Source organism: Gordonia sp. IITR100, from assembly GCF_002009645.1.
Lineage (GTDB): Bacteria > Actinomycetota > Actinomycetes > Mycobacteriales > Mycobacteriaceae > Gordonia > Gordonia hongkongensis.
The window spans coordinates 13,106-37,873 of sequence record NZ_MVKV01000007.1; the positions used below are offsets into that span (position 1 = coordinate 13,106).

The 24,768-nt window shown below is 69.3% G+C and carries 24 protein-coding genes; 9 read left to right on the forward strand and 15 right to left on the reverse strand.

The annotated features are described in order from the left end of the window. Positions 1-85 precede the first annotated feature (85 nt). The 3 genes from B1818_RS12075 (at position 86) to B1818_RS12085 (ending at position 2,511) form a co-directional block, all read left to right on the forward strand. Positions 86-1,624: a M28 family peptidase gene (locus B1818_RS12075; protein ID WP_078112962.1), complete on the forward strand. Its 1,539-nt coding sequence runs from the start codon at positions 86-88 to the stop codon at positions 1,622-1,624. A gap of 87 nt (positions 1,625-1,711) precedes the next feature. Continuing rightward, the gene (locus tag B1818_RS12080; RefSeq protein WP_065631461.1) at positions 1,712-2,086 is read left to right on the forward strand and encodes a helix-turn-helix transcriptional regulator; all 375 of its coding nucleotides are present in this window, start codon (positions 1,712-1,714) and stop codon (positions 2,084-2,086) included. Further along, the gene (locus B1818_RS12085) at positions 2,083-2,511 is read left to right on the forward strand and encodes a Fur family transcriptional regulator (RefSeq protein WP_078112891.1); all 429 of its coding nucleotides are present in this window, start codon (positions 2,083-2,085) and stop codon (positions 2,509-2,511) included. The genes B1818_RS12080 and B1818_RS12085 overlap by 4 nt, the downstream gene beginning before the upstream one ends. A gap of 303 nt (positions 2,512-2,814) precedes the next feature. On the opposite strand, the gene B1818_RS12090 is transcribed toward B1818_RS12085, so the two are convergent. The 14 genes from B1818_RS12090 to hrcA all read right to left on the reverse strand — a co-directional run bounded on the left by B1818_RS12090 (position 2,815) and on the right by hrcA (position 16,717). After that, the gene (locus B1818_RS12090; RefSeq protein ID WP_068970366.1) at positions 2,815-3,225 is read right to left on the reverse strand and encodes a hypothetical protein; all 411 of its coding nucleotides are present in this window, start codon (positions 3,223-3,225) and stop codon (positions 2,815-2,817) included. Next, entirely contained in the window at positions 3,222-4,043 is an 822-nt protein-coding gene (locus B1818_RS12095; protein WP_078112892.1) for an isoprenyl transferase, read from the reverse strand. Before B1818_RS12095 ends, B1818_RS12090 begins: the two co-directional genes overlap by 4 nt. After that, positions 4,024-4,827, reverse strand: a complete 804-nt coding sequence (gene recO, locus B1818_RS12100) for a DNA repair protein RecO (protein ID WP_055475472.1) — start codon at positions 4,825-4,827, stop codon at positions 4,024-4,026. The genes B1818_RS12095 and recO overlap by 20 nt, the downstream gene beginning before the upstream one ends. 54 nt (positions 4,828-4,881) lie before the next feature. Beyond that, complete coding sequence (locus B1818_RS12105; RefSeq protein ID WP_176455918.1) at positions 4,882-6,741, reverse strand: pyruvate kinase; 1,860 nt, start codon at positions 6,739-6,741, stop codon at positions 4,882-4,884. 55 nt (positions 6,742-6,796) lie between these two features. Continuing rightward, positions 6,797-8,209 (reverse strand): YhgE/Pip domain-containing protein, encoded by a 1,413-nt coding sequence (locus B1818_RS12110; protein ID WP_078112893.1) that lies wholly within the window; start codon positions 8,207-8,209, stop codon positions 6,797-6,799. Positions 8,210-8,265: 56 nt separating this feature from the next. Further along, positions 8,266-9,177: a GTPase Era gene (gene era / locus B1818_RS12115; protein WP_055475474.1), complete on the reverse strand. Its 912-nt coding sequence runs from the start codon at positions 9,175-9,177 to the stop codon at positions 8,266-8,268. After that, the gene (locus tag B1818_RS12120; protein WP_078112894.1) at positions 9,170-9,514 is read right to left on the reverse strand and encodes a hypothetical protein; all 345 of its coding nucleotides are present in this window, start codon (positions 9,512-9,514) and stop codon (positions 9,170-9,172) included. The genes era and B1818_RS12120 overlap by 8 nt, the downstream gene beginning before the upstream one ends. Continuing rightward, positions 9,511-10,935 carry a hemolysin family protein gene (locus B1818_RS12125; RefSeq protein WP_078112895.1) on the reverse strand — a complete coding sequence of 475 codons (1,425 nt, stop codon included), beginning with the start codon at positions 10,933-10,935 and terminating at the stop codon, positions 9,511-9,513. The genes B1818_RS12120 and B1818_RS12125 overlap by 4 nt, the downstream gene beginning before the upstream one ends. Continuing rightward, positions 10,932-11,534, reverse strand: a complete 603-nt coding sequence (ybeY, locus tag B1818_RS12130; protein ID WP_078112896.1) for an rRNA maturation RNase YbeY — start codon at positions 11,532-11,534, stop codon at positions 10,932-10,934. Before ybeY ends, B1818_RS12125 begins: the two co-directional genes overlap by 4 nt. Next, positions 11,531-12,613 (reverse strand): PhoH family protein, encoded by a 1,083-nt coding sequence (locus tag B1818_RS12135; protein ID WP_055475523.1) that lies wholly within the window; start codon positions 12,611-12,613, stop codon positions 11,531-11,533. Before B1818_RS12135 ends, ybeY begins: the two co-directional genes overlap by 4 nt. Positions 12,614-12,751: 138 nt before the next feature. After that, positions 12,752-13,531, reverse strand: a complete 780-nt coding sequence (locus B1818_RS12140) for a S9 family peptidase (protein ID WP_078112964.1) — start codon at positions 13,529-13,531, stop codon at positions 12,752-12,754. Continuing rightward, positions 13,528-14,283 (reverse strand): 16S rRNA (uracil(1498)-N(3))-methyltransferase, encoded by a 756-nt coding sequence (locus tag B1818_RS12145; RefSeq protein ID WP_078112897.1) that lies wholly within the window; start codon positions 14,281-14,283, stop codon positions 13,528-13,530. Before B1818_RS12145 ends, B1818_RS12140 begins: the two co-directional genes overlap by 4 nt. A 63-nt stretch (positions 14,284-14,346) precedes the next feature. Continuing rightward, a complete protein-coding gene (gene dnaJ / locus B1818_RS12150) occupies positions 14,347-15,516 on the reverse strand; it encodes a molecular chaperone DnaJ (RefSeq protein ID WP_078112898.1) in 1,170 nt (389 codons plus the stop codon). A 166-nt stretch (positions 15,517-15,682) separates the two neighbouring features. Further along, positions 15,683-16,717, reverse strand: a complete 1,035-nt coding sequence (gene hrcA, locus B1818_RS12155; RefSeq protein ID WP_055475525.1) for a heat-inducible transcriptional repressor HrcA — start codon at positions 16,715-16,717, stop codon at positions 15,683-15,685. 162 nt (positions 16,718-16,879) lie between these two features. On the opposite strand from hrcA, the gene B1818_RS12160 reads away from it, so the two are divergent. Next, on the forward strand, positions 16,880-17,338 hold the full coding sequence (locus B1818_RS12160; RefSeq protein WP_058252083.1) for a type II toxin-antitoxin system VapB family antitoxin: 459 nt from the start codon (positions 16,880-16,882) through the stop codon (positions 17,336-17,338). A 19-nt stretch (positions 17,339-17,357) separates the two neighbouring features. Here the strand turns inward: B1818_RS12160 and hemW are convergent, their stop codons facing one another. Further along, a complete protein-coding gene (hemW, locus tag B1818_RS12165) occupies positions 17,358-18,557 on the reverse strand; it encodes a radical SAM family heme chaperone HemW (RefSeq protein ID WP_078112899.1) in 1,200 nt (399 codons plus the stop codon). Positions 18,558-18,925: 368 nt separating this feature from the next. Between hemW and B1818_RS12170 the strand changes: the two genes are divergently transcribed. Genes B1818_RS12170 through B1818_RS12190 form a run of 5 tightly spaced genes read left to right on the forward strand, consistent with a single transcriptional unit; the run spans position 18,926 to position 24,465 of the window. Further along, complete coding sequence (locus B1818_RS12170; protein ID WP_078112900.1) at positions 18,926-20,689, forward strand: nitrite/sulfite reductase; 1,764 nt, start codon at positions 18,926-18,928, stop codon at positions 20,687-20,689. Continuing rightward, a complete protein-coding gene (locus tag B1818_RS12175; RefSeq protein ID WP_055475483.1) occupies positions 20,686-21,465 on the forward strand; it encodes a phosphoadenylyl-sulfate reductase in 780 nt (259 codons plus the stop codon). Before B1818_RS12170 ends, B1818_RS12175 begins: the two co-directional genes overlap by 4 nt. Further along, positions 21,447-22,436, forward strand: coding sequence for a sulfate adenylyltransferase subunit CysD (gene cysD, locus B1818_RS12180; RefSeq protein WP_176455919.1), 990 nt, complete (start codon positions 21,447-21,449; stop codon positions 22,434-22,436). Before B1818_RS12175 ends, cysD begins: the two co-directional genes overlap by 19 nt. Then, a complete protein-coding gene (locus B1818_RS12185; protein WP_078112901.1) occupies positions 22,436-23,731 on the forward strand; it encodes a sulfate adenylyltransferase subunit 1 in 1,296 nt (431 codons plus the stop codon). The genes cysD and B1818_RS12185 overlap by 1 nt, the downstream gene beginning before the upstream one ends. Next, a complete protein-coding gene (locus B1818_RS12190) occupies positions 23,728-24,465 on the forward strand; it encodes a sirohydrochlorin chelatase (protein WP_078112902.1) in 738 nt (245 codons plus the stop codon). The genes B1818_RS12185 and B1818_RS12190 overlap by 4 nt, the downstream gene beginning before the upstream one ends. Positions 24,466-24,768: the final 303 nt, after the last annotated feature.

The following is a 24,768-nucleotide window of genomic DNA, read 5'->3' on the forward strand; positions in this document are numbered from 1 at the left end:
AGCACGTGTGCCGATTCCCGAAACCACCGGCAACGGTGCACCCGTCGGACCCACATGCACCGACGGGAACTGCGAGAGTGGCAGGGTGATCGTTCGCATACGCCGACGCGTCGGCGTCCCCCCATCGGCCCGCGGGCGTCGGCCGGTCCTCGCCTCGGCCGGCCTCGCACTGACACTGGCACTGGCCGTGGGGTGCGCGGCCGAGCAGTCCGCCGAGCCCCAGCGACCCTCGTCGGCGCCGGTGTCGACGCCCTCTCCCGAACCGCCGATCGACGAGGTCACCCCGGCCGCGCTGGCCGAGGCCGTCACCCTCGACAACGTGATGGCCCACGTTCGCGCGCTGGCCCAGATCGCCGCCAACCACGGCGGCAACCGCGCGGCCGGCACACCCGGATACGACGCCTCGCTGGACTACGTCGCCGGGCTCCTCCGCACGGCGGGCTTCGACGTGACGACGCCGCCCGTCGAGTACGAGCGCTTCGACGCCGGTCCGGTCAGCCTCACCGCCGACGGCCTGAAGGTCGCCACCCGCGTCGTCGAGTATTCGGCCGGAACCGGCGACACCCCGGTCACCGGGGCCCCGGTTGCCGTCAACGGCCTCGGATGCGCGAGCACCGACTTTCCGGCCACGACGCGTGGTGCGATCGCCGTCATCACCCGAGGAACCTGCACCTTCGCCGACAAGGCACGGAACGCGGAGTCGGCCGGCGCGGTCGGGGTCGTCATGGTCAACAACGAGCCCGGCCCGCTCACCGGCGCCACCCTGGGGCCGGACGACCGTCCGGGGATCCCGGTCCTCGGCATCGCGGGCGACGACGCCGATCGGGTGCGGTCGGCGCGATCGGTCGCGCTTGCGGTCGAGGCGAAGACCACCGGCATCACCACGCGAAACCTGATCGCCGAGACCCGGACGGGCACCGGCGACGACGTCGTCATGGCCGGGGCACACCTCGACAGCGTCGCCGAGGGACCCGGCATGAACGACAACGCCAGCGGCTCCGCGGCCGTACTCGAGACGGCTCTGCGACTCGGGTCGTCGCCGCGGGTCCCGCACCGCGTGCGATTCGCGTTCTGGGGCGCGGAGGAGGACGGGCTCGTGGGTTCCACCGAGTACGTCCGGGGACTCGACCCGGCCGCGCGTACGGCAGTGGCCCTCTACCTGAACTTCGACATGCTCGCCTCACCCAACGGCGGGTACTTCACCTACGACGGCGACGACTCCGAGCGTCAGGGCGCCGGCCCCGGCCCGGACGGCTCCGGGGGCATCGAGCGGACCTTCGAGAAGTTCTACGCCGATCGCGGCATCCCCCTCGCCCCCGACGACTTCGACGGCCGTTCCGATTACGGCCCGTTCATCGCGGTGGGCATCCCCTCCGGCGGGGTGTTCACCGGCGCGGAAACAAAGAAGGACGAAGCGCAGGCGGAGATGTGGGGCGGCCGGGCCGGCGAACCCTTCGACCCCGACTATCACACCGCGCGCGACACCCTCGACAACCTGAACACCGACCTGCTGGCCGTCAACTCGGCTGCGGTCGCGTCCGCGGTCGCGACCTACGCGTTGTCGACCGCAGGTGCGGACGGGGTCCCGCCGCCGGCCGAGCGCCGACGTGCAGACGAGGGCTGACCAGCGGCGACACCGGTGGCACGGATTGAAAACCATTTCCGATAGAATGGCCGGATCAGTGGCGCGAGCCAGGCGAGGAGGAGCGTGATGTCGACGCAACCGTTGGACGGGCCCGGACCGATCGAAGCGGCCGATGCCGCGGCGCGGGAAGCCGCCGCCGACCTCCTGCGCGCCCTCGCCTCCCCCACTCGCGTCGCCATTGTGCTGTCCCTGCGGGAGCGGGTGCAGTGCGTCCACGAACTCGTCGGGCACCTCGGCCTGAGTCAGCCACTGGTCAGCCAGCACCTGCGCGTGCTCAAGGACGCCGGTGTGGTGCGGGGCCAGCGCAACGGTCGTGAGATCACCTACGAACTCCTCGACGACCACGTCGCGCACATCGTCGGCGATGCGCTGATCCACGCGAACGAGACCACCGACGGCCGCGCCGTGCCGTCCGATGCGTCCCGGGCGGTGAACGAATGAGTGGCGTCGCATCGGGGCCGCAGCCGGTCACCGGCATCCGGTCGACGCGCCAACGCGCTGCGATCGCCGACGCCCTGGCCGGCACCGAGGACTTCTGCTCCGCGCAGGAACTCCACGAGATCCTCAAGGCCCGGGGCGAATCCATCGGCCTGACGACGGTCTACCGCAATCTGCAGGCGCTGAGCCAGGCCGGGCAGATCGATGTCCTGTGGGACGGTTCCGGTGAGACCCGCTACCGCCACTGCTCGTTGGGACACCACCACCACCTCGTCTGCCGGGAGTGCGGCACCACCGTCGAGGTCCAGGCCGAACCGGTCGAACGCTGGGCCGCGAAGATCGCCGCCCAGCACGGCTTCACCGACATCAACCACACCGTCGAGGTCTTCGGGCGCTGTGGGGACTGCCGAACCGCCGAGAAGGACTGAGCGGGCGGAACGAGCCCGCCTCCGCTCCCCGATCCGAAAAACCGCAAACTACTGCTCCCTGAGGTGCGAGGAGCGCTAGCGACGAGCCACGAAGGGTCCTGGCGAGACACGTTGCGGCCCTTCGTGGCTCGCTTCGCTCGCACCTCAGGGAGCATTGGTCGCGCTCAACGCCTCAGGGAGCATTGGTCGTGCTCAACGCTCTTCAGTCCTCAGGGAGCATAGGTCGCGCTCAACGCCTCAGGGAGCATTGGTCGTGCTCAACGCTTCTCAGTCCTCAGGGAGCGGGATCCGATGTCGCCAGACTCAAGCAGAAGCCGGGCCCACCAGCCGTTCGGCGGCGTCGACACCGGCGGCGAGGACGATGTGCAGGACCGTCAGCAGCGGCACGTCGTCGAGCTGGCTCGCCGGAAACGTGTAGTACTGCAGCACATCTGTGGTGACCCCCGCACGGTCGGAGCGTCGGAGGCTGCCGAAGCTGAGCTGAGCGGCGCACGCCTCGACGTCGTCCCGGAGCGTCGGGGTGTTGGGCAGGTCCATCGCGACCATCTGCGTCAGGGCCAGTACGTCGAGCCCGTCGGCCAGCGTGAGCACGCGGATGGAGGCACGCGTCGGACCGACCTGCACGACGAGGGAGTCGGCGTCGGGTCGGTCGACGGGACCGAGTTCGGCGACGATCTGCGCGGTCCGGTCGAGGAGCGCGGCGGCGTCGGTCACGACGGCTTCACCCCGCCGAATCGCCGGTCGCGCGAGGCGTATTCGAGACAGGCCGCCCACAGGTCACGCCGATCGAAGTCCGGGAAGAGTTTCTCCTGGTAGACCATCTCGGCGTACGCCGACTGCCACAGCAGGAAGTTCGAGATCCGCTGCTCCCCCGACGGACGCAGGAACAGGTCGACGTCGGGCATGTCCGGCTCGTCGAGGTACCGCGCGAAGGTCGACTCCGAGATGCGCTCCGGGTCGATCTCGCCGCGCGCCGCGCGTCGCGCGATCTCCCTTGCGGCGTCGGCGATCTCGGCACGACCGCCGTAATTGACGCACATCGTGAGCGTCATCACGGTGTTGTCCCGGGTCATCTCCTCGGCGATCTCGAGTTCCCGGATCACGCTGCGCCACAACCGGGGTCGGCGTCCGGCCCAGCGCACCCGGACGCCCATCTCGTGCATCTCATCGCGTCGGCGGCGGATGACGTCGCGGTTGAAGCCCATGAGGAACTTCACCTCGTCGGGGCTGCGCGACCAGTTCTCGGTGGAGAACGCGTAGGCGGAGAGCCAGCCGACCCCCAATTCGATACAGCCGCAGACGGTGTCCATCAACACGGCCTCACCGCGCTTGTGCCCCTCGGTGCGCGGGAGCCCGCGATCGGTGGCCCAGCGCCCGTTCCCGTCCATCACCAGCGCCACGTGCTTGGGCACGAACTCCGCGGGGATCGCCGGGGGCCGGGCACCGCTCGGATGTGGATCGGGGGGACGGACATCCGTCCGGACGCTCGCGGCCTTGCGTTCCTTCGCCGAACTACCCGGCCGCAACGCCATCGTCGACCCTCCTCACGCCCGTGTCCACACCCGTCTCCATCAGCCTATGAGGGGCGGTGCGTTCGATCAGCGGCAGGGTTCGGAGCTGGCGTTCCAGATGCCACTGCAGATGCGCGGCGGTGAGTCCGCTGGCCTGTCGACGCAGCGACGGCGTGGCGTCGACGACCTCATCCCACCGACCGCGGAACAGGGCTTCCATGAGGTCGAGCACGCCGGGCGAGGGGGTCGCCGATCCGGGTGGCCGGCACGGCAGACAGACGGCGCCGCCGGCGGCGACGTGGAAAGCGCGGTGAGGACCGGGTGTCGCGCACCGCGCGCACTCCTCCAGCGCCGGCATCCAGCCCGCGCTGTACATCGCGCGCAGAAGGTAGGCGTCGAGGATCAGCTCACGCGGCCGGCGGTCGTCGGCCAGCGCGGCCAGCGCCCCGACCGTCAGCCGGTGCAGCTGACGGGTGGGCGCTCGTTCCTCACCCGCGAGCCGTTCCGCGGTCTCGAGGACCGCGCAGGCCGTGGTGTAGCGCCCGTAGTCGGCGACGATGGCGTCGGCGAAGGCGTGCAGGCTGTGCACCTGGGTGACCACGTCGAGGCTGCGGCCGGGATACAGATGTACGTCGATGTGGGCGAAGGGTTCGAGGCGGGCGCCGAACTTCGACCGCGTCCGCCGCACGCCCTTGGCGACCGCGCGCACGAGACCGTGTTCGGCGGTGAGCAGCGTGATGATGCGGTCGGCTTCGCCCAGCTTGTGCTGGCGCAGCACGACGGCCTCATCCCGGTAGAACCTCACCGGGACATTCTCCCATCGGGTACCGACACGACGTGCCCCGACATGCCCGCCGGCCTACCCCGGATCGATGTCGAACGAGGTCAGCGGCCGCAGCAGCGAGCGCTTCTTCTCGACGTGACCACCCATCCGGTCGAGGATCGACGTCAACGCCTCGATGGCCTCGACGATGTAGGGCCCCTTGTTCAGCATCACGCCCTCCGCACGCCGGCTCATCGCGGCGTCGGTGACCTCGGCCCGGGACGGCACGCCCTTCTTGGCCAGTCCGTCGAGCACCTGTGTCGCCCAGATGACCGGCACATGCGCGGCCTCACACAGCCAGAGGATCTCCTCCTGCACTTCGGCGAGCCGGCCGAACCCGACCTCGACGGCGAGGTCGCCGCGAGCGATCATGACCCCGACCGCGTCCCAGCGCATCGCCTCGAGCAGCATCTGCGGGAGCGACTCGAAGGCCGCCCGGGTCTCGATCTTCAGCACGATGCCCACATCGGACGCACCGCGACGGTTCAGTTCGCCGATGAGATCGGCCACGTCCTCCGGCGACCGGACGAACGAGCAGTTCACCATGTCGGCATGTGCCGCGACGAACTCGAGGTCATCGCGGTCCGACGCGGTGAGCGCCGGGATGTGCAGTGTCGTGTCCGGGAGGTTGATGCCCTTCTCGGCGCGGAGTTTCGTCCCGTCCGGCGCGGCACGCTCGACGTCGACCACGATCTCGCCGTCGAGCTTATCCCGCACTCGCCCGGCGATCTTGCCGTCGTCGAACAACACCCGATGGCCCGCCTCGACGTCGTCGAAGGCGTCCCCGAGCTCGCATCCGATCCGATGCGGCCCGGTCCGGGTCGCCGGTGTCGGCGTGAGGTCGCGCTGCAACCGGATCTCGTCACCGGTGCGCACGAGCAGATGCTGACGCTTCTCGGGCAGATCGTCGACGACGATCGGAGCGGCGTCGGCAGAGCCCGACAACCCGATCGGCGTACCCGTCTCGTAGTAGACGGTGCGATCACATTCGACGTCGATCCCCGCCTCGGACACCGCGACCACCTCGAGTCGCCGTCGGCGACCACGAGCGTCCCGTAGGCGCAACCGGTCTCCCTGCACGACGTCGGCGAGTGCGCGTACCGGGATGACCGCGTCGATGCCGTCGGGCAGGCGTGCGCCGGGGTCGAACGGTGCGGCACTGAGCCGCACCCGCGACCGCCGTTCGACGGTGCCATCGTCGGCGCGGACCGGTTTGACCTTGATCACCTTCGGTCCCGGTTCGAGCGGGCCGGTGCGCAACTTCGGACCGGCGAGATCCATGGCCACCCGCACCCGGCCGGGTAGAGCACGCACCGACTCGATCATCCGCGCCCATTCGGCCGGGCCGTCGTGTGCGCAGTTCACCCGCGCGACGTCCATTCCGGCGGCGCCCATGGCGCGGACGAGGTCGGGGTCGTCGGCGGCCTGGGTCGGCATCGTGACCATCACACGGGTGGCCCGCTCGCCGTGCTCGTCACCGGGTCCGTCGACGATGGCGTCATCGCCGCCACCGGGATGCACGCGCCCGAGGAGCCGGTCGCGATTACGCGTCAGGGTCCGCACCCCGCCCGCGAGGTCACCCCAGATCGGATGCCGGGTGCGCCCCTCGACCAGGGCGTCCACCGTCTCGATGACCGTCTCGATCCACGAATAGACGATCGACTCCATCCGGCCGAGACTCGACAGTCCGTGCGCGGACATCGACTCCTGCAGCGGACGCAGATCGCGGCGTCGCACCGCGACGTAGTGCACGAGGTTGCGGGCGCTGTCCCGGTGCTGGTCGGCGACCGCAGCGATGAGCGAGGCGGCCTGCTCCTCGGCGCGATCGAGGTCGTCCCGCAGTTCGTGCAGGGCCGAGGACAATTCGGGGATCGACATGACGACGGGGTTACCCATCCGGCCACCGTGTCAGACCCAGGTGAACGGTCGGGGCGAGGCGGCGCCGCCCGTGTCAGCCGGCGTTGACGATCTTGTCCAGCTTCGGCGGCAGCGTCATCCCACCCGGGTATCGGTGCCAGCCCTTGCGGTCGTAGAACTTGGTGCCGAGCAGACCGAGGAGCACGCCGACGAGCAGGCCGATGAAGCACTGGATGATCGATCGGCCCAACCCCGCCGACAGGTCGGCGTCGAAGTACAGGACCGCACGCACACCGAGGTAGATCACGTGCATCGGCTCGATCGCGGCGATCCACTCGAAGAGGCGGGGACTCGCCTCCAGCGGTAGCGTCCCGCCCGACGACGGCAGGCCGAACACCACGAAGAAGAGCAGATTGAACAGCAGACCGGGGTTGCCGAACACCGCCATCATCGCGCTCGCGCTCACGCCGACGGCGAAGATGCCGAGGACCGAGAGCATCCAGAGCACGAAGCCGTTCGGGATCGACGTCCCGACCATCGCGCCGACGGCGATGAACAAGGTCGAGAGCACCACCGCGACCAGGAACATGATCGTCCACTTCGCCGCGAGCGTCGCCCACCGGCTGATCGCGAGCCGCTCGCGCAGCTGATAGAACGGCCCGTATTCGATGGGGGTCTGGCCGAGCATGCCGTCGACCACGATGCTGACCATCATCGCCCCGGTGAACCCGGCGAGCACGAGCAGCAGGGTCAGGTAGAACGCCGACAATCCGTTGCCCGCACCCTCGGGAAGCGGGGTCGGCTCGGACACCTCGACGGCCACCGGGGTCGCGAGCGCGACCTGCGCCGCCCCGGTGAAGGTGATGTCGTTGCGCTCGAGCTGGGTACGGACCTGTTCGGTCAGCTGCGCGCCCACCTGCTCGTTGACCCGTTCACGGACCTGATCGGCGAGGGTGGTGGTGATCGACGACGCGAACGCCCCGGAGCCCCGGTTGATGAAGATGTCGATGGTCGGTTTCGCCGGGTCGGCGGTGAGAACCGTCGACCGGCCCAGTGCGACCGCCCGATTCGTGAAATTGGACCCGACGACGATGACGCCGTACACCTTGCCGCTGTTCAATTCGGACAGCGCGGTCGAGCGATCCGTGCGGGTCACGACGATCCCATTCTGCGCCGCCGAGGAGATGATGCCCTCGGCGACCTGGTCACCGAAGTTCTGCGGCGTGGACTGTCCGTCGGCATTCTGCACCTCACCGCCCGCGTCCTCCTGCACCAGGGCGACGGGGAAGTCGTGGAGGTGACGCTGCGGGTCGACGACCGCCGCCATGTACAGCGCGGCCATCAGCGAGAACATCACCGCGACGAGAGCCAACGGTGCCAGCCAGAAACGCGGCGATCCGAGGACGCCGGCGATCGTGCGCCCGGTCGGCTGGTCGGTGTCGGGCGCCTCGTGCGCTCCCCTACCGGAATCGTCTCCCGGCTGTTGTGGCGATTCGTGCGTTCCCATCGGCGTACCTCCCCGCAGGCCGCCCCTGCCGGCGCCGGGCCGTCAGGAACACGCTGCTAGAAACCCAATCGACGCAACTGCTTGGGGTCGCGTTGCCAGTCCTTGGCGACCTTTACGTGCAGATCCAGGTACACCTTGGTGCCCAGCAGCCGCTCGATCTGTGCGCGGGCAACTGTACCGACCTCCTTCAGACGCGCGCCCTTGCGGCCGATGATGATGCCCTTCTGGCTGTCGCGTTCGACGAACAGCACGGCGTGGACATCGACCATCGGCGGTAGGTCGGGGTCGCGGTCCTCACGATCGATGACCTCTTCGATGACGACGGCCAGCGAGTGCGGCAGCTCGTCGTGCACCCCCTCGAGCGCGGCCTCGCGGATGAACTCCGCCATCAGCACCTGTTCGGGTTCGTCGGTGAGTTCGCCGTCCGGGTAGAACGCGGGGCCTTCCTCCATGAGGCTCACGAGCACGTCGGACAGCACGTCGAGCTGCTTGCCCGACTTCGCCGACACCGGAACCACTTCCGAGTCCGGCCCGAGTACCTGCGACAGTGCGAGCAGCTGTTTGGCGACCTGCTCCGGCCCGACCCGGTCGATTTTGGTGACCACCCCGACGATCGTCGTGCGCGGCGCCATCTCGCGGACCTGCGAGATGATCCACCGGTCACCCGGACCGATGGCCTCGTCGGCCGGTATGCACACTCCGATCACGTCGACCTCGGAGTAGGTGTCGCGGACGAGGTCGTTCAGGCGCTGACCCAGCAGGGTGCGCGGTCGGTGCAGGCCCGGGGTGTCGACGAGGATCAGCTGGGCGTCGGGCCGGTTGACGATCCCGCGGATGGTGTGGCGGGTGGTCTGCGGACGATTCGAGGTGATCGCGATCTTCTCGCCGACCAGGGCGTTGGTGAGCGTGGATTTGCCGGTGTTGGGCCGGCCCACGAAACAGACGAAGCCCGAACGGAACTCAGGCATCCGCGCGCCCCAGCCGCTGCTGAGGACGACCCGCGGTGTCGGTGAGGACCGCATAGGCCTCCGGGCTCAGCTCGTGCAGGGTGTCCAGGCCCGGGTCGCCGGCGTCACCGTTGACGACGACCGCCGCCTCGAAGGAGCGGGCGCCGCTCGAGATCGCCGACGCCACCGCGACCTGGAGTCCGGTGAGGGTCAGCGAGCGGGTCCGCACGTCGGCCCCGGCGTAGGTGCGACCGTCGCCGTCCCGGACCGCCGCGCCCGAGGGCGACTCGGCGCGCGCCAGCGCACCTCGGGCGAGCACCACGAGCTTGCGATCCTCGTCGGAGAGGGTCTCGGTCACTGGTTCATCCTTGCTCTCGACTCGCCTGCGCGCTCCCGGCCGGCGGTGTCCGTGTCCTGGTCGTCGTGGGCGTTGCCCGTAGTGCGCTCGGCACGCCCCTGCGATCGACTCGACTGCCCGCCGTGCTCGTCGCGTCGGGAATCCTCGTCCGCGTCGGGGACCCGGGTGACCAGCACCGTGATGATGCGTTGGCGCCCTTGGCGATTGGGCCCACCCTCGGCCACCAGCTGCAGCCCGTGCGACTCGACCCGGGCGCCGGGCAGTGGCACCCGCCCCAGTTCCAGACCCACGAGTCCGCCGACCGTCTCGACCTCTTCCTCGGCGATCTCGACGCCGAACAGCTCGCCGAGATCCTCCACCGGCAGTCGTGCCGACACCCGGTACGACCCGTCGCCCAGGTCTTCGACCGGTGCGAGCTCGTCGATGTCGTACTCGTCGGTGATCTCGCCGACGATCTCCTCCAGCACGTCCTCGATGGTCACCAGCCCGGCGATGCCGCCGTACTCGTCGACGAGCATCGCCATGTGGTTGCGCTCGCGCTGCATGTCGGCGAGGACCCGGTCCAGTGGCTTGGAGTCGGGGATGAACTCGGCCTCGCGCATCACGTCGACCACGCGGAGGGTCGTGGGATCGATCCGCTGGGCGACCGTGCGCGCCACCAGATCCTTGAGGTACACAATGCCCAGGACGTCGTCGGTGTTCTCCCCGATCACCGGGATCCGCGAATGTCCGGACCGCGTCGCGAGACTCGTGGCCTGCAGCGCGGTCTTGTCGGCTTCGATCCACACCATCTCCGGGCGCGGGACCATCACCTCGCGGGCACTGGTGTCGCCGAGGTCGAAGACCGACTGGATCATCCGGCGCTCGTCGGCCGCGACGACGCCCGAGGCCTCGGCCAGGTCGACGACCTCGCGCAACTCGACCTCGGTGGCGAACGGACCGTTGCGGAACCCGCGACCCGGGGTGAGGGCGTTGCCGATCAGGATCAACAGCCGGGTCAGCGGTTTGAGCAGCACGCCGAGCGCGAACAACAGGTACGACGACGACAGCGCGATCGTGTACGCGTGCTGCCGGCCGAGGGTGCGGGGGCCGACGCCGACGGCGACGTACGAGACGACCGTCATGGCGGCGATGGCCACCGCCAGTCCCCCGCCGACGCCGATCAGCTGCGTCGCGGCGACCGCGACGAGCGCGACCGCCGCGGTCTCGCACACGACTCGGAGCAGCACCACGAGGCCGACATAGGTCGCACGTGCCTCGAGGATGCCCGCCAGGCGGCGCGCACCGGCGCGCCCTTCCCGGACCATGTCGTCGACCCGGGCGTTCGACACCGTCGACACCGCGGTGTCGACGGCCGCGAAGACGCCGCCCACCACGATCAACACGACTGCCGCCACGATGAACCAGTAGTCGGAGGTCACCCTCGGTCCTCCTCGGACCGCGACTGCTCGGGCACCGACTGGGCACCGGGGGTCGGTGAATCGCCCTCGGCTCCGGTGAACCCGATGTTGGACAGCAGCCGGGAATCGCGGTCGGTCTGTCGTTGCTCCTGGGCGCGACGGTGACGTTCGACGTAGAACCCGTCGAGGATGCGGTTCTGCAGTCCGAACATCTCGCGCTCCTCCTCCGGCTCGGCATGGTCGTAGCCGAGGAGGTGGAGCACTCCGTGGATGGTCAGCATGGCGAGCTCGTGCTCGAAGGATCGCTTGGCCTCGCGCGCCTGTTTCCGGGCGAAGTCCGGGCACAGCACAATGTCCCCGAGGATCGCCGGGCCCGGGTCGGTCGCATCCGGCCGGCCGCCGGGCACCAGTTCGTCCATCGGGAAACTCATGACATCGGTCGGGCCCGGCAGGTCCATCCACTGGACGTGCATGTCGGCCATGGTGTCCTCGTCGACACACAGCACCGACAGCAACGCGGCCGGGTTCACGTCCATCGCGGTGACCGCGAAACGCGCGGCGTCGATGATCAACTCGGCCGGGACCTCGACCCCGGATTCGTTGGCCAGTTCGATGCTCATGAGCGACGACCCTGCGCCGCTGCCCGGCGTGCGGCGCGATTGCCGCCGATGGCCGTGTTGGGCAGACCCCGCTGCGCCTCCTCGGCTCGCCCGTAGGCGTCGACGATGTCGGCGACCAGGCGGTGCCGGACCACGTCCTGGCTGGTGAGGCGGGCGAAGTGGATGTCGTCGATGCCCTCGAGGATCTCCGACGCGGCGAGGAGTCCGCTGCGGGCGCCGCCGGGCAGGTCCACCTGGGTGACGTCGCCGGTGACGACGACCTTGGAACCGAAACCGAGGCGCGTGAGGAACATCTTCATCTGCTCGCTCGTGGTGTTCTGCGCCTCGTCGAGGATGATGAACGCGTCGTTCAGGGTGCGCCCGCGCATGTAGGCCAGCGGCGCGACCTCGATGACCCCGGCCGCCATCAGCTTCGGGATCGCGTCGGGGTCCATCATGTCGTGCAACGCGTCGTACAGCGGGCGCAGGTACGGGTCGATCTTCTCGCTCAGCGTGCCCGGCAGGAAGCCGAGACGTTCGCCGGCCTCGACCGCCGGCCGCGTCAGGATGATGCGGTTGACCGACTTCGACTGCAGCGCCTGCACGGCCTTGGCCATCGCCAGATAGGTCTTGCCGGTGCCGGCCGGGCCCAGTCCGAACACGATGGTGTGCTCGTCGATCGCGTCGACATAGTGCTTCTGGTTGAGCGTCTTGGGCCGGATCGTCTTGCCGCGCCGCGACAGGATGTCCAGTGACAGCACATCGGCGGGCGATTCCTCGGTGCCGTCGGACAGCATCGAGACGCTGTGCCGGACGAGATCTGGTGTCAGCGGGGTTCCGCGCCCGACGAGGTCGACGAGTTCGGCGATGACGCGCTCGGACGCGGCTACCTCGGCGGGTTCACCGGTCAATGTCACCTGGTTGCCACGGACGTGGATGTCGGCGGGCAGGAGCTGCTCGAGGGTACGCAGGTTGACGTCACTCGCGCCGAGCAGCCCGAACACGACTCCGGGAGAGACTTCGACAGTGGATGTGACCCCAGACCGGCGCGGCTGCGTACGGCTGGATTGCCCGCTCTGGTCGGGGTTGTCGTCACTCACGTATGAAATCACTCCTGGTGTTCTGGTCCGGATGGATGTTCGGTTCTGGATGCGGCGCCCCCGGACGACGCGGTCGCGGCGGCAGGGGTGTGGTCAGTGTATCGCGGTGCAACAGCCGATCAGCAGGCAATATTTCCGTCAGATCCCGAGCACGCGGATCGTCTGTCGCGTGCCGACGCTGCGCGGGTCGACGAAGGCGTCGTGCCCCTCACCGGGGACGACGATGAGTTCGGCGGACTGTCCGCGTGCGATCGCGGCGTCGACGTACCGGCGGCTGGACTCGACCGGGATCAGATCATCGGCGTCGCCGTGGATCGCGACGACGTGGGCGTCGACCACCGGTGCCAACAGTGGTGAGGCGTCGGAGTAGCGGCGCGGCGACTCGCTGAACGGCCGGCCCATGAACGCCCGCACCGACTCCCGGTCCGCTGCGCCGACGGTGTCGAGCACGGCCGCCTGGGCGATCACGGTGGTAATGGTGGCCGTGGCGGTCCGGGCTCCGAGCTGACCGACGGCCCAGACCGCGAGCTGACCACCCGCGGAATGCCCGACGACCGCGGTCGAGGCGAAGTCGACCGCGTCGGGCGGGAGCAGGTCACGAATGGGACCGTCCAGGGCACCGAGCGCGTCGATGACATCCCGGCCGGTGTTCGGCCACCCGCCGCCCTCTTCGCCCACCCGGCGGTACTCGATGTTCCACACCGCCGCCCCGCGTTCGGCGAGCATCCGAGCGATCGCGGTCTGGGTCGTCGACCCGAACTCGACGGACCAGGACCCGCCGTGGACGAGCACCACGAGCCGCGCCGGCGTCGCGGCGTCGAGCCCCTCGGAAGGCACGTACAGGTGCCCGAATTGGGAAGGCGCAGAGCCATATTCGATCTTGGTCCGACGCACCGATCGGCGTCCGACGACACTCATCGGGCCCACCGGCGGGTGAGCACCCCGATCGCGCCGAGGGCCACTGCGGCGGCCGTCGACGTACGCAACACCTCGGGGCCGAGCACGACCGAGTGCGCACCGAGCGCGGTCAGGTCGGCGACCTCGCCGGCGTCGAGTCCGCCCTCGGGCCCGACCACGAGCAGGATCTCGGTGGCGTCGGCGAGGGGTAGCCGGGCCAGGGGTTGCGCGGCTTCCTCGTGCAGGACGGCGACGACCCCTCCCCGCGCCACGACGTCCGCGCAGCGGGCCCGGACGTCGATGGTGGTCGCGAGGTCGGTGATCTCCGGAATCCATGGTCGACGGCTCTGTTTGGCAGCTGCCGAGGCCGCGGCCCGCCACTTGGCAACGCCCTTGTCCGCCTTGCCCGTCCACCGCGACACGCACCGCAGCGCCTGCCACGGCACGATGACGTCGGCGCCGGCCTCGGTGGCGAGGTCGACCGCGAGCTCGGACCGCTCCGACTTCGGGAGCGCCTGCACCACGGTCACCTGCGGGGTCGGGCGAGCCTCGAACGCGAGGTCGTGGACGGTCGCCACCAGTGTGTCCTTGGCGGTGATCTCCCGGATCTCGCAACCGCCGACCGAGCCGGCGCCGTCGCCGACGAGGATCCGTTCGCCGACGCCCAGCCGGGCGACGGTGACCGCGTGACGACCCTCGGCGCCGCTCAGGATCAGGTCAGCGCCGGGCGCGGGCACGGGCACGGAGTCCGCCCAGAACAGCGGTGGACTCACCGCGCACCCGCCGTCCCGAACGCGCACATCCGCCGGGAGATCGCCGCCGCGGACACCAGGTGCCTACTTCCCGGCGAACGCGTTGCGCAGCCGCGAGAAGAGACCGCCGGGCGCCGCGGCCGCCGAGGTGTTGACGACCTCGATCTCGTCGGCGGCGATCTTGCGGTACTTCTTCAGTGCTTCGGTCTGCGCCGCATCCAGTCTGGTCGGTACGACGACGTCGAGGTGGACGTGCATGGTGCCGCGCACACCGGAGCTGACATGCGGCATGCCCTGCCCGCGCAGCTTCACGATCTGCCCCGGCTGCGTGCCGGGTGCGACCGTCACGGTGACCGGATCGCCGAGAATCGTCTCCACCTCGAACTCGGCACCGAGCGCGGCGTCGGCCATCGGGACCTTGACGGTGCAGTGCAGGTCGTCCTTGTCACGCAGGAACACCTCGTGCGGCCGTTCGGAGACCTCGACGTAGAGATCGCCGGCGGGGCCGCCGCCGAGACCCACCTCACCCTGACCGGTGAGGCGAACCCGCATGCCGTTCTCGATTCCGGCCGGGATGCGCACGGTCATCGTGCGTCGCGAGCGGTAGCGTCCGTCGCCGCCGCACTTGTGGCAGGGGTCGGGGATGACCTCGCCGACGCCGTGGCAGGTCGGGCACTCGCGCACGGTCATGACCTGCCCGAGGAAGGAGCGCTGCACCGACTGGATCTCCCCGGCGCCCTTGCAGATGTCGCAGGTGACCGGCTTGCTGTCGCCGTTGGTTCCCGAGCCGGTACACACGTCGCAGAGGATCGCGGTGTCGACGGTGATCTCCTTGGCGACCCCCTTGGCGCACTCGGCGAGATCCAGGGTCACGTTCACCAGTGCCGGCTCACCCGGCTGGACACGGGACTTGGGTCCGCGGCCCGAGCCGAAGCCCCCGCCAGCGCCGCCGAAGGCACCGCCGTTGCCGAAGAACGCCTCGAAGACGTCGCCGAATCCCCCGCCGCCGCCACCGAAACCGCCGAAGCCGCCCGCACCGGCGCCGGCCAGCGGATCACCGCCGGCGTCGACGATGCGACGCTTCTCCGGATCGGTCAGCACCTCGTAGGCGGTGCTGACCTCTTTGAACTCGTCTTCCTTACCCGGGTTGACGTCGGGGTGCAGCTCCCGCGCCTTCTTGCGGTAGGCGCGCTTGAGCTCCTGATCACTGGCGGTCTTCGCCACTCCCAGGATTGCGTAGTAGTCACGTGCCACGGTTGTAGTGATCCTTCGGTCTCAGTTGGTGCCTGGCGGCGGGTGCTCTCACGATCGCGCGACGCGCGGGTGGACCGGCCGTCCCCGTCGTCGTCCCGGCTCGGTGTCGCGAGCGGCCGCCGTCGACGCTGCGGTGTGCCCGACAGCGATCATGGAGAAACAGCGATCATCGTTCGGCGAGCACCTCGCCGATGTACTTGGCAACGGCCGCCACCGAGGCGATGGTTCCCGGATAGTCCATCCGTGTGGGGCCGAGCACACCGACGCCGCCGAACACGGTTCCCGAAGCACCGTACCCTGTCGACACGACCGAGGTCCCACGCAGGTTCTCGGTCCGGGTCTCCTCGCCGATCTGCACCGTGACCTGGCCCATGTCCTGGGTCGTCGCCAAGATCTTGAGCACCACCACCTGCTCCTCGAGGGCTTCGAGAACGGTGTCCATCCCGCCGACGACGGGGGTGAAGTCGGCCGCCGACCGCGCGAGGTTCGACGTGCCGCCCAGCACCAGCCGGTCGTCACCGCGTTCGACGAGGGTCTCCACCAGCACGGTGGCGATGTTGAGCACCGCACCGCGCAGATCCTCGGGCGCGGAGTTGGCGAGCTCGGCGACCGCGGCCGACGCGGCTTCGAGCCGTTTGCCGTGCAGTGCGGCCGAGAACAGATCGCGCAACCGGGCGATCTCGTCCTCATCGTGGTCTTCGCTCAGCGCCACCATGCGCTGTTCGACCCGGCCGTTGTCGACGATGACGACCAGCAGCAGGCGCGACGGAGACAGGGTGACGACCTCGAGGTGACGCACGGTCGCCGCCGACAAGACCGGGTACTGGATGACCGCGACCTGTCTCGTCAGCTGGGCGAGGAGCCGCACCGAGCGCCGGAGCACGTCGTCGAGGTCGACGCCGGAGTCGAGCACCGAGAGGATCGCCCGGCGCTCGGCGGCCGACAGCGGCTTGATCTCGCTGATCCGGTCGACGAACATCCGGTAGCCCTTGTCGGTGGGCACCCGGCCGGAGCTGGTGTGCGGCTGGGTGATGTATCCCTCTGCCTCCAGGACCGCCATGTCGTTGCGGACGGTGGCACTCGACACCCCCAGCTGGTGTCGCTCCACGAGCGCTTTCGAACCGATCGGTTCCTGCGTGTCGACGTAGTCGGTCACGATCGCACGCAAGATCTCGAAGCGACGATCATCGGTGGTAGACACGCGGCACACCTCCTGACTCGGGTCCCTGCCATACAGTTGGGTGCGTTCCATAGTACGAAATGGGATCGCGATCACCGTGCCACGGCGCGGTGTCGCGCACTGACCGTCGACGCGTCGTCGCAGATCAGCAATCGTCGAGGCACGGGCGTCGGAGGAGTTCGCATGATCTTCAAGGGGGTGCGGGAGGGCAAGCCCTATCCCGACCACGGGCTGTCGACGCGTGGCTGGGCCAAGATCCCGCCGCGGCAACTCCGGCTCGACCAGCTGACGCCGATCACGAAGGTCCTCGCCCTGGACAAGCTCCTCAGCGAGGACTCCACCTTCTACGGCGACCTGTTCGCCCACGTCGTGCGGTGGGAGGGCGAGCTCTACCTCGAGGACGGACTGCATCGCGCGGTGCGGTCGGCGCTGCGCAACCGGCACATCATCCACGCGCGCACCCTCGACCTCGACGCCCTGGACCTGTCCGATGCGGCCAAACCCCTCGACGAGCAACTCGAGGACACCGCCGAGATCCCGGCGCGCCGGCCCCCGACCACGCCCGACGGCCCCGGTGCGCATCGGCGCGGGGCGCGATCGACGGGCTGGACGAGTCCGCCTCGCCCCGATCAGAGCTGGTAGGCCGACAACCGGCCCCGCGTCAGCCCCAGAGCACGCGGCGGATCACGCCGTCGGCCAGCAACCGACCCGCGTCGGTGAGCACGTAGGCGTCGTCGGCCGCGGTGAGCAGTCCGTCGGCACGGAGTTGTTCGGCATGCGCGGTCTCGGCGTCGTCGAGGAGATCGCGCGGCAGTCCGGTGCGGCACCGGGTGGTCAGCATGACGGCCTCGAGGTGCCGGTCCTCGGGGGTCAGCTGTTCTGCCGATGCGATGGGCAAGACCCCGTCCGCCAGCGACTTCGCGTAGCGCGCAGGATGTTTGGCGTTCAGCCAGCGCACGCCCGCGACGTGGCAATGCGCCCCCGGACCGATGCCCCACCAGTCGTGGCTGTGCCAGTAGGCGATGTTGTGACGACACACCGACTTCTCGCCGCGGGCCCAGTTCGACACCTCGTACCAGTCGAGTCCGTCCGCACGCAGACGGCGGTCGAGGATCTGGTAGCGGTCGGCGAGGACGTCGTCGTCGGGTGCGGGCATCTCCCCGCGCCGGATGCGGCGGGCGAGCGCGGTGCCGTCCTCGACGATCAGCGCGTAGGCCGACACGTGGTCGACCCCGGCGTCGAGCACCGCGTCGACGGTGGCGTGCAGGTCGGCGTCGGTCTCGCCGGGCGTGCCGTAGATCAGGTCGAGGTTGACGTGGTCGAACCCGGCCGCTCGTGCCTCCCTGGCGGCCGCAACCGCCCGACCCGGGGTGTGCGTGCGATCGAGCAGCCTGAGCACGTGTGCGGCGGCCGACTGCATGCCGAGCGAGATGCGGGTGAAACCGGCGGACCGGAGGTCGTCGAAGAACTCCGGCGAAGTCGACTCCGGATTCGACTCGGTGGTGATCTCGACGTCGTCGGACAGGTCGAAGTGGACCCGGACGGCGTCGAGGAGTCGTGTGAGGCCGTCGCCGCCGAGCAGCGACGGCGTGCCCCCGCCGACGAAGATCGTCGAGACCGGCCGGGTGGGGGCCAGCATCCGCGATGCCGCCTCGAGCTCGCGGGCGACCGCGTGCTGCCACGATTCCGGTGACGACGACGAACCGAGTTCGCCCGCCGTATAGGTGTTGAAATCGCAGTACCCACACCGGGTCGCGCAGAACGGGACGTGCAGGTACAGCGCGAGAGGCACGTCCGCGTCGACGTCGCGGCACGCAGCGGCGACCAGGTCGGCTGCGATGGTGGTGGTGTCGACGTTCACCGTTCCATGATGCCGATCGCGGCGGCGTGGGAGGAAATCGTCGCCCCGATCGGGAACAGCACGGTCCTCGACGGCGTTGTGCGGCGCAGGCAGGTGTGGAGGCCGGCCCGGTTTCCATCATCATGATGGAAAATAACCCCAAGTAGACGAGCCGATAGGGAGCGTGGCACTATGGACCGCGTGATTTTCCCCGGGGTGTGGCTCGCAGCTCGCCGCCACATTGATCTCAAGCGCGTCAACAGCGCTTTCTGTCGCATCTAGCGACGTCTCGGCCCCGATTTGTCCCCGATTCCCTGGGGATGCCGGCACGTTTCAGCCCGTAACTCGTGCAACGAACGCCGGCCCTGTGCGCCGGCACAGGAGAGTTCATGACGTCCACCACCGACGCCCCCGCCGCTTCCGGTCCGGGTGCACCGAACGACGCTGCCGCTGCAGAGCCGGTCGCCGCGAAGCCCGCGCGCCCGGCCCGCAAGGCCCGTCCGACCAAGCGCCGCGCCGAGGGTCAGTGGAAGCTCGGTTATCGCGAGCCGCTGAACCCCAACGAGCAGGTCAAGAAGGACGACAACCCGCTCAACGTGCGTGCGCGCATCGAGAACATCTATTCCAAGCAGGGTTTCGACTCGATCGACAAACAGGACCTGCGCGGCCGGATGCGCTGGTGGGGTCTCTACACCCAGCGCGCCGAGGGTTACGACGGCACCTGGACCGGCGACGAGAACATCGACATCCTCGAGGACAGCCACTTCATGATGCGGGTGCGCTGCGACGGCGGTGCGCTCAACGTCGCTCAGCTGCGCACCCTCGGTGAGATCTCCACCGAGTTCGCCCGCGACACCGCCGACCTCTCCGACCGGGAGAACGTCCAGTACCACTGGATCCGCATCGAGGACGTCCCGACCATCTGGGAGCGCCTCGAGGGCGTGGGGCTGCAGACCACCGAGGCCTGCGGCGACTGCCCCCGCGTCGTGCTGGGTTCGCCGCTCGCCGGCGAGTCCCTCGACGAGGTCCTCGACCCCACCCCGGCCATCGACGAAATCGTCCGCCGCTACATCGGCGACCCGAAGTACTCGAACCTGCCGCGCAAGTTCAAGACCGCGATCTCGGGCCAGCAGGACGTGGTCCACGAGATCAACGACGTCGCGTTCGTCGGCGTCGTGCATCCCGAGCACGGCCCCGGACTCGACCTCTGGGTCGGCGGCGGACTGTCCACCAACCCGATGCTCGCCCAGCGCGTCGGCGCCTGGGTGCCGCTCGACGAGGTGCCCGACGTCTGGGAGGCCGTGGTCTCGATCTTCCGCGACTACGGGTACCGGCGTCTGCGCGCCAAGGCGCGGCTGAAGTTCCTCATCAAGGACTGGGGCATCGAGAAGTTCCGCCAGGTGCTCGAGGACGAATACCTGGGGCGCAAGCTGATCGACGGCCCGGCGCCGGAGAAGCCCGAGCGCCCGATCGACCACATCGGTGTGCAGAAGCTGCGCAACGGCCTCAACGCGGTCGGCTTCTCCCCCATCGCCGGTCGCGTCTCTGGCACGATCCTGACCAAAGCGGCCGACGCGGTCGCCGCGGCCGGTTCCGACCGTGTGCGCTTCACCCCGTACCAGAAGCTGATCGTTCTCGACGTCCCCGACGACAAGGTCGAGTGGCTGATCGACGAGCTCAAGCCGCTCGGCCTGCACGGCCGGCCGACCCGGTGGCGTCGGAACCTGCTGGCGTGCAGCGGCATCGAGTTCTGCAAGCTGTCGTTCACCGAGACCCGCAAGCGTTCACAGGTCCTCGCCCCGGAACTGGACGAGCGGCTCGCGGACATCAACTCGAAGCTCGACGTGCCGATCACGGTGAACATCAACGGCTGCCCCAACTCCTGCGGACGGTCGCAGATCGCCGACATCGGCTTCAAGGGACAGCTCGTCGAGGACGCCGACGGCAATCAGACCGACGGCTTCCAGGTCCACCTCGGCGGCAGCCTGGGCCTGGACTCGGGTTTCGGTCGCAAGTTGCGCCAGCACAAGGTGCTGGGTACCGAACTGGGCGACTACATCGAGCGCGTGGTCCGCAACTTCGTCGACCAACGCGAAGAGGGTGAACGGTTCGCGCAGTGGGCCGTTCGTGCCGATGAGGAGGCGCTGCGATGACCATCGAGACCACCACCCGTACGGGCCGGCGCTTCAGCGAGGACCAGCTGCGGGACATCGCCGAGAAGGGTGCTGCGGACCTCGGTTCCGACGCCACCCCGGAGGAATTGATCCGCTGGACCGCGCAGACCTTCGGCACCAACTTCGTCGTCGCGTCGAACATGCAGGACGCGGCCCTGGTCGACCTCGCCGTGAAGAACATCGACCGTGAGTTGCTCGACGGCGACCCGGTCAAGGTGCTCTTCCTCGACACCGGGTACCACTTCGCCGAGACCATCGGCACCCGCGACGCCGTCGAGCAGGTCTATAACCATTCTGCCCCTCGCTTCGCTCGACCGGGCGTGGAGATGGTGAACCTGACCCCCGAGCACAGCGTCGCCGAGCAGGACGAACTGTTGGGCCGCAACCTCTTCGCCCGCGACCCGGGCGAATGCTGCCGACTGCGGAAGGTCGTGCCGCTCAAGGCCGGGCTCGCCGGGTACGACGCGTGGATCACGGGCATCCGTCGTGTGGAGGCACCGACTCGGGCCAACGCGCCGCTCATCTCCTTCGACGAGGGCTTCGGACTGGTCAAGATCAATCCGATCGCGGCCTGGTCCGACGAGACGATGCAGGACTACATCGACACCAACGGCGTGCTGGTGAATCCGCTCGTCGACGAGGGATATCCCTCGATCGGGTGCGCACCGTGCACCGCCAAACCCGAACCCGGATCCGATCCGCGCAGCGGCCGCTGGGCCGGTCGCGCCAAGACAGAATGTGGGCTGCACGCATGACCGTGACCGAAACACCGTCCGTTCCGGCGACGCCCGGCGTGGCCGCTGCCCAGACGAGCGGCGCCGCCGCGGAGGCCGACGAGTTCACCACACTCGACGCCCTGGAGTCCGAGGCGATCCACATCTTCCGCGAGGTCGCGGGAGAGTTCGAGCGGCCGGTGATCCTGTTCTCCGGCGGCAAGGACTCCACCGTGCTCCTGCACGTCGCGCTCAAGGCGTTCTGGCCTGCGCCCCTGCCCTTCTCGCTGCTGCACGTCGACACCGGGCACAACCTGCCCGAGGTCCTCGAGTTCCGTGACCAGGTCGTGGAACGGCACAACCTGCGGCTGCACGTGGCCAAGGTGGAGGACTACCTCGCCGACGGCCGGCTCACCGAGCGCCCCGACGGGGTCCGCAACCCGCTGCAGACCATCCCCCTGCTCGACGCGATCACCGAGAACCGTTTCGACGCGGTGTTCGGCGGCGGTCGCCGCGACGAGGAGCGGTCGCGCGCCAAGGAGCGGATCTTCTCGCTGCGCAACGCCTTCGGCCAGTGGGACCCGAAGCGACAGCGCCCCGAGCTGTGGAACCTCTACAACGGCCGCCACGCCCCGGGCGAGCACGTGCGGGTGTTCCCGCTGTCGAACTGGACCGAGCTCGACATCTGGCGCTACATCGCTCGCGAACAGGTGCTCCTCCCGTCGATCTACTACGCCCACGAGCGCGAGGTCTACCAGCGCGACGGCATGTGGATGACCTCGGGAGTCTGGGGCGGTCCCCGCGAAGGCGAAGAGGTGCAGCGACTCTCGGTGCGCTACCGCACCGTCGGCGACGGCTCCTCGACCGGCGCGGTCTTGTCCGACGCCACGGACAACGAGGCCGTGCTCGCCGAGGTCGCCGCGTCGCGGCTGACCGAGCGTGGCGCCACCCGTGGCGACGACCGGGTCTCCGAGGCCGCCATGGAAGACCGTAAGCGCGAAGGATATTTCTGATGAAGCACGCTCCTGATCTCCTCCGCATCGCGACCGCGGGCAGCGTCGACGACGGTAAGTCGACGCTGGTGGGCCGCCTGCTGTACGACACGAAATCCGTTCTGGCCGACCAGATCGACGCGGTCACGAAGGCGTCGGTGGACCGCGGTCTCGACACCCCGGACCTGTCGCTGCTCGTCGACGGGCTGCGGGCCGAGCGCGAACAGGGCATCACCATCGATGTCGCCTACCGCTACTTCGCCACTCCCGCGCGCTCGTTCGTGCTCGCCGACACCCCCGGGCACGTCCAGTACACCCGCAACACGGTGTCGGGTGCGTCGACTGCGCAGCTGGTGATCCTGCTCGTCGACGCCCGCACCGGCGTCGTCGCCCAGACCCGCCGCCACGCCGCGGTGATGGCCCTGCTCGGCGTGCCCCAGCTGGTGCTCGCGGTCAACAAGATCGACCTCGTGACCGATCAGGCGTCGGTGTTCGCCGAGATCTCCGCTGAGTTCGCCGAACTCACCCGGTCGCTGGGCTGGTCCGACGAGCAGGTCACCGCGATCCCGGTGTCGGCGCTGCACGGCGACAACGTGGCCCACCGCTCGGAGACCACCGCCTTCTACGACGGGCCGACACTCATCGAGCATCTCGAGACCGTGCCCAATCTGGTGGAGCGCAACGACGTCGGCCTGCGGTTCCCGGTCCAGTACGTCATCCGTCCCCGCACGCCGGAACACCCCGACTACCGCGGTTACGCGGGTCAGATCGCCGCCGGCCGGGTCTCCGTCGGCGACGAGGTGGTCGTCCTGCCGTCGGGGCAGCGGACCACCGTCAGCCAGATCGACACCGCCGACGGCGAATTGCCCACCGCGCACACCGGACGCAGTGTCACGATTCTGCTGGCAGACGACGTCGACATCTCGCGCGGCGACCTCATCGCCGCCGCCGCTGACGCCCCGGAACCGTTGCAGCAGTTCAGCGCAACGGTCTGTTGGCTCGCCGAGAAGCCGCTGCGCCCGGGCGCTCGCCTGCTCCTCAAGCACGGCACCAAGACCACCCAGGCGATCGTCGGCGCCCTCGACGCGCTGTTCGACGAGCAGAACCTCGCCCTGGTGGAGGCTCCGGAATCGGTGGAGCTCAACCAGATCGTGCGGATCTCGGTGCAGACCGCCGAGCCGATCCCGGCCGACGACTACCAGGTCAACCGGGAGTCGGGCAGCTTCCTGGTCATCGACCCGCAGGGCGGGAACACGCTGGCCGCGGGCCTCGTGGGCGACGCTTTGGCGCCGCTCCATCTCAAAGAGTTGGTGTGACACCGACTCTCGTCCTCGCCGCACACGGCAGTCGCGATCCGCGCTTCGGCGCGACCGCGCGCCGTGTGCGGAACGCCGTCGCGTCGAGCCTGCCCGGTGTCGAGGTGGTGCTTTCCTATCTCGACCTCGACGAGCCACTCGTGGGCGACGTCCTCGGACAGCTGGGCGGGTCGGATTCGCCGCACCACGGTCCCGTCGTCGTACCGATGCTGCTGTCGGCGGGGTACCACCACAAGATCGACCTACCGTCGATCATCGCGTCGCGACGTCCGACCGCCCGGCAGACCGACGTCATGGGGACCCGGTCGTTGGCCGGGGCACTGGCGGACCGTCTGATCGAGGCCGGCCTCGGCCCCCACGACGGTGTGATCCTGTCCGCGGTCGGTTCCTCCGACCCGGCTGCCGATCGTTCGGTGCGCCTACGGGCGATCGAACTCTCGACACGGCTCCACCGTCCGGTCGAGGTGGTCTTCGCGACCAAGCTGGGGCCGCACAACCGCGCCGTCGTCTCGGCGGTGCGCCGACTCCGCGCCGGCGGTGCCCGACGTATCGCGGTGAGTCCGTACTTCCTGTCGGCCGGACTGCTCACCGAGCGAGTCGAGTCGGCGCTCGACGCCCTGGTCGACGACACCCTCGTCGCCGGTCCCCTCGGCACCCATCCGGACGTCATCGAGGCGATCGGGTCGCTCTACCGCACGGCGGCGGATCAACGAGTGGTGCCCGCCGGACACTGAGCCGTCCGCTCCTCCCGCTCCCTGATCCGAAAGAACGACATAGCCATTGCTCCCTGAGGAGCGCCCAGAGCTTGCGGAGGGCCGGAACACCACCCGCTCCCTGAGGAGGCCCGGAGCCTGCGGAGGGCCGGAACACCACCCGCTCCCTGAGGAGGCCCGGAGCCTGCGGAGGGCCGTCACGAAGGGTCGCCGAACCCACCGATCAACCGGCGACGACCAGCTCGGGACGCTCAGCCCGTGACAAGCCAGGCAATGATGACCAGGACCAGCAGCGCGAGCAGCGCGAAGGTGACCGGCGAACGC

Bases quoted from the DNA above. Each gene is read 5' to 3' on its own strand.
- B1818_RS12085 (WP_078112891.1), top strand. From the start codon at position 2,083: ATGAGTGGCGTCGCATCGGGGCCGCAGCCGGTCACCGGCATCCGGTCG.
- era (WP_055475474.1), bottom strand. From the start codon at position 9,177: ATGCCTGAGTTCCGTTCGGGCTTCGTCTGTTTCGTGGGCCGGCCCAAC.
- B1818_RS12105 (WP_176455918.1), bottom strand. From the start codon at position 6,741: ATGGGTAACCCCGTCGTCATGTCGATCCCCGAATTGTCCTCGGCCCTG.
- B1818_RS12140 (WP_078112964.1), bottom strand. From the start codon at position 13,531: ATGAGTGTCGTCGGACGCCGATCGGTGCGTCGGACCAAGATCGAATAT.
- B1818_RS12080 (WP_065631461.1), top strand. From the start codon at position 1,712: ATGTCGACGCAACCGTTGGACGGGCCCGGACCGATCGAAGCGGCCGAT.
- cysD (WP_176455919.1), top strand. From the start codon at position 21,447: ATGTGGGCTGCACGCATGACCGTGACCGAAACACCGTCCGTTCCGGCG.
- B1818_RS12110 (WP_078112893.1), bottom strand. From the start codon at position 8,209: ATGGGAACGCACGAATCGCCACAACAGCCGGGAGACGATTCCGGTAGG.
- B1818_RS12175 (WP_055475483.1), top strand. From the start codon at position 20,686: ATGACCATCGAGACCACCACCCGTACGGGCCGGCGCTTCAGCGAGGAC.
- B1818_RS12185 (WP_078112901.1), top strand. From the start codon at position 22,436: ATGAAGCACGCTCCTGATCTCCTCCGCATCGCGACCGCGGGCAGCGTC.
- B1818_RS12160 (WP_058252083.1), top strand. From the start codon at position 16,880: ATGATCTTCAAGGGGGTGCGGGAGGGCAAGCCCTATCCCGACCACGGG.
- B1818_RS12170 (WP_078112900.1), top strand. From the start codon at position 18,926: ATGACGTCCACCACCGACGCCCCCGCCGCTTCCGGTCCGGGTGCACCG.
- ybeY (WP_078112896.1), bottom strand. From the start codon at position 11,534: ATGAGCATCGAACTGGCCAACGAATCCGGGGTCGAGGTCCCGGCCGAG.
- B1818_RS12095 (WP_078112892.1), bottom strand. From the start codon at position 4,043: ATGGCGTTGCGGCCGGGTAGTTCGGCGAAGGAACGCAAGGCCGCGAGC.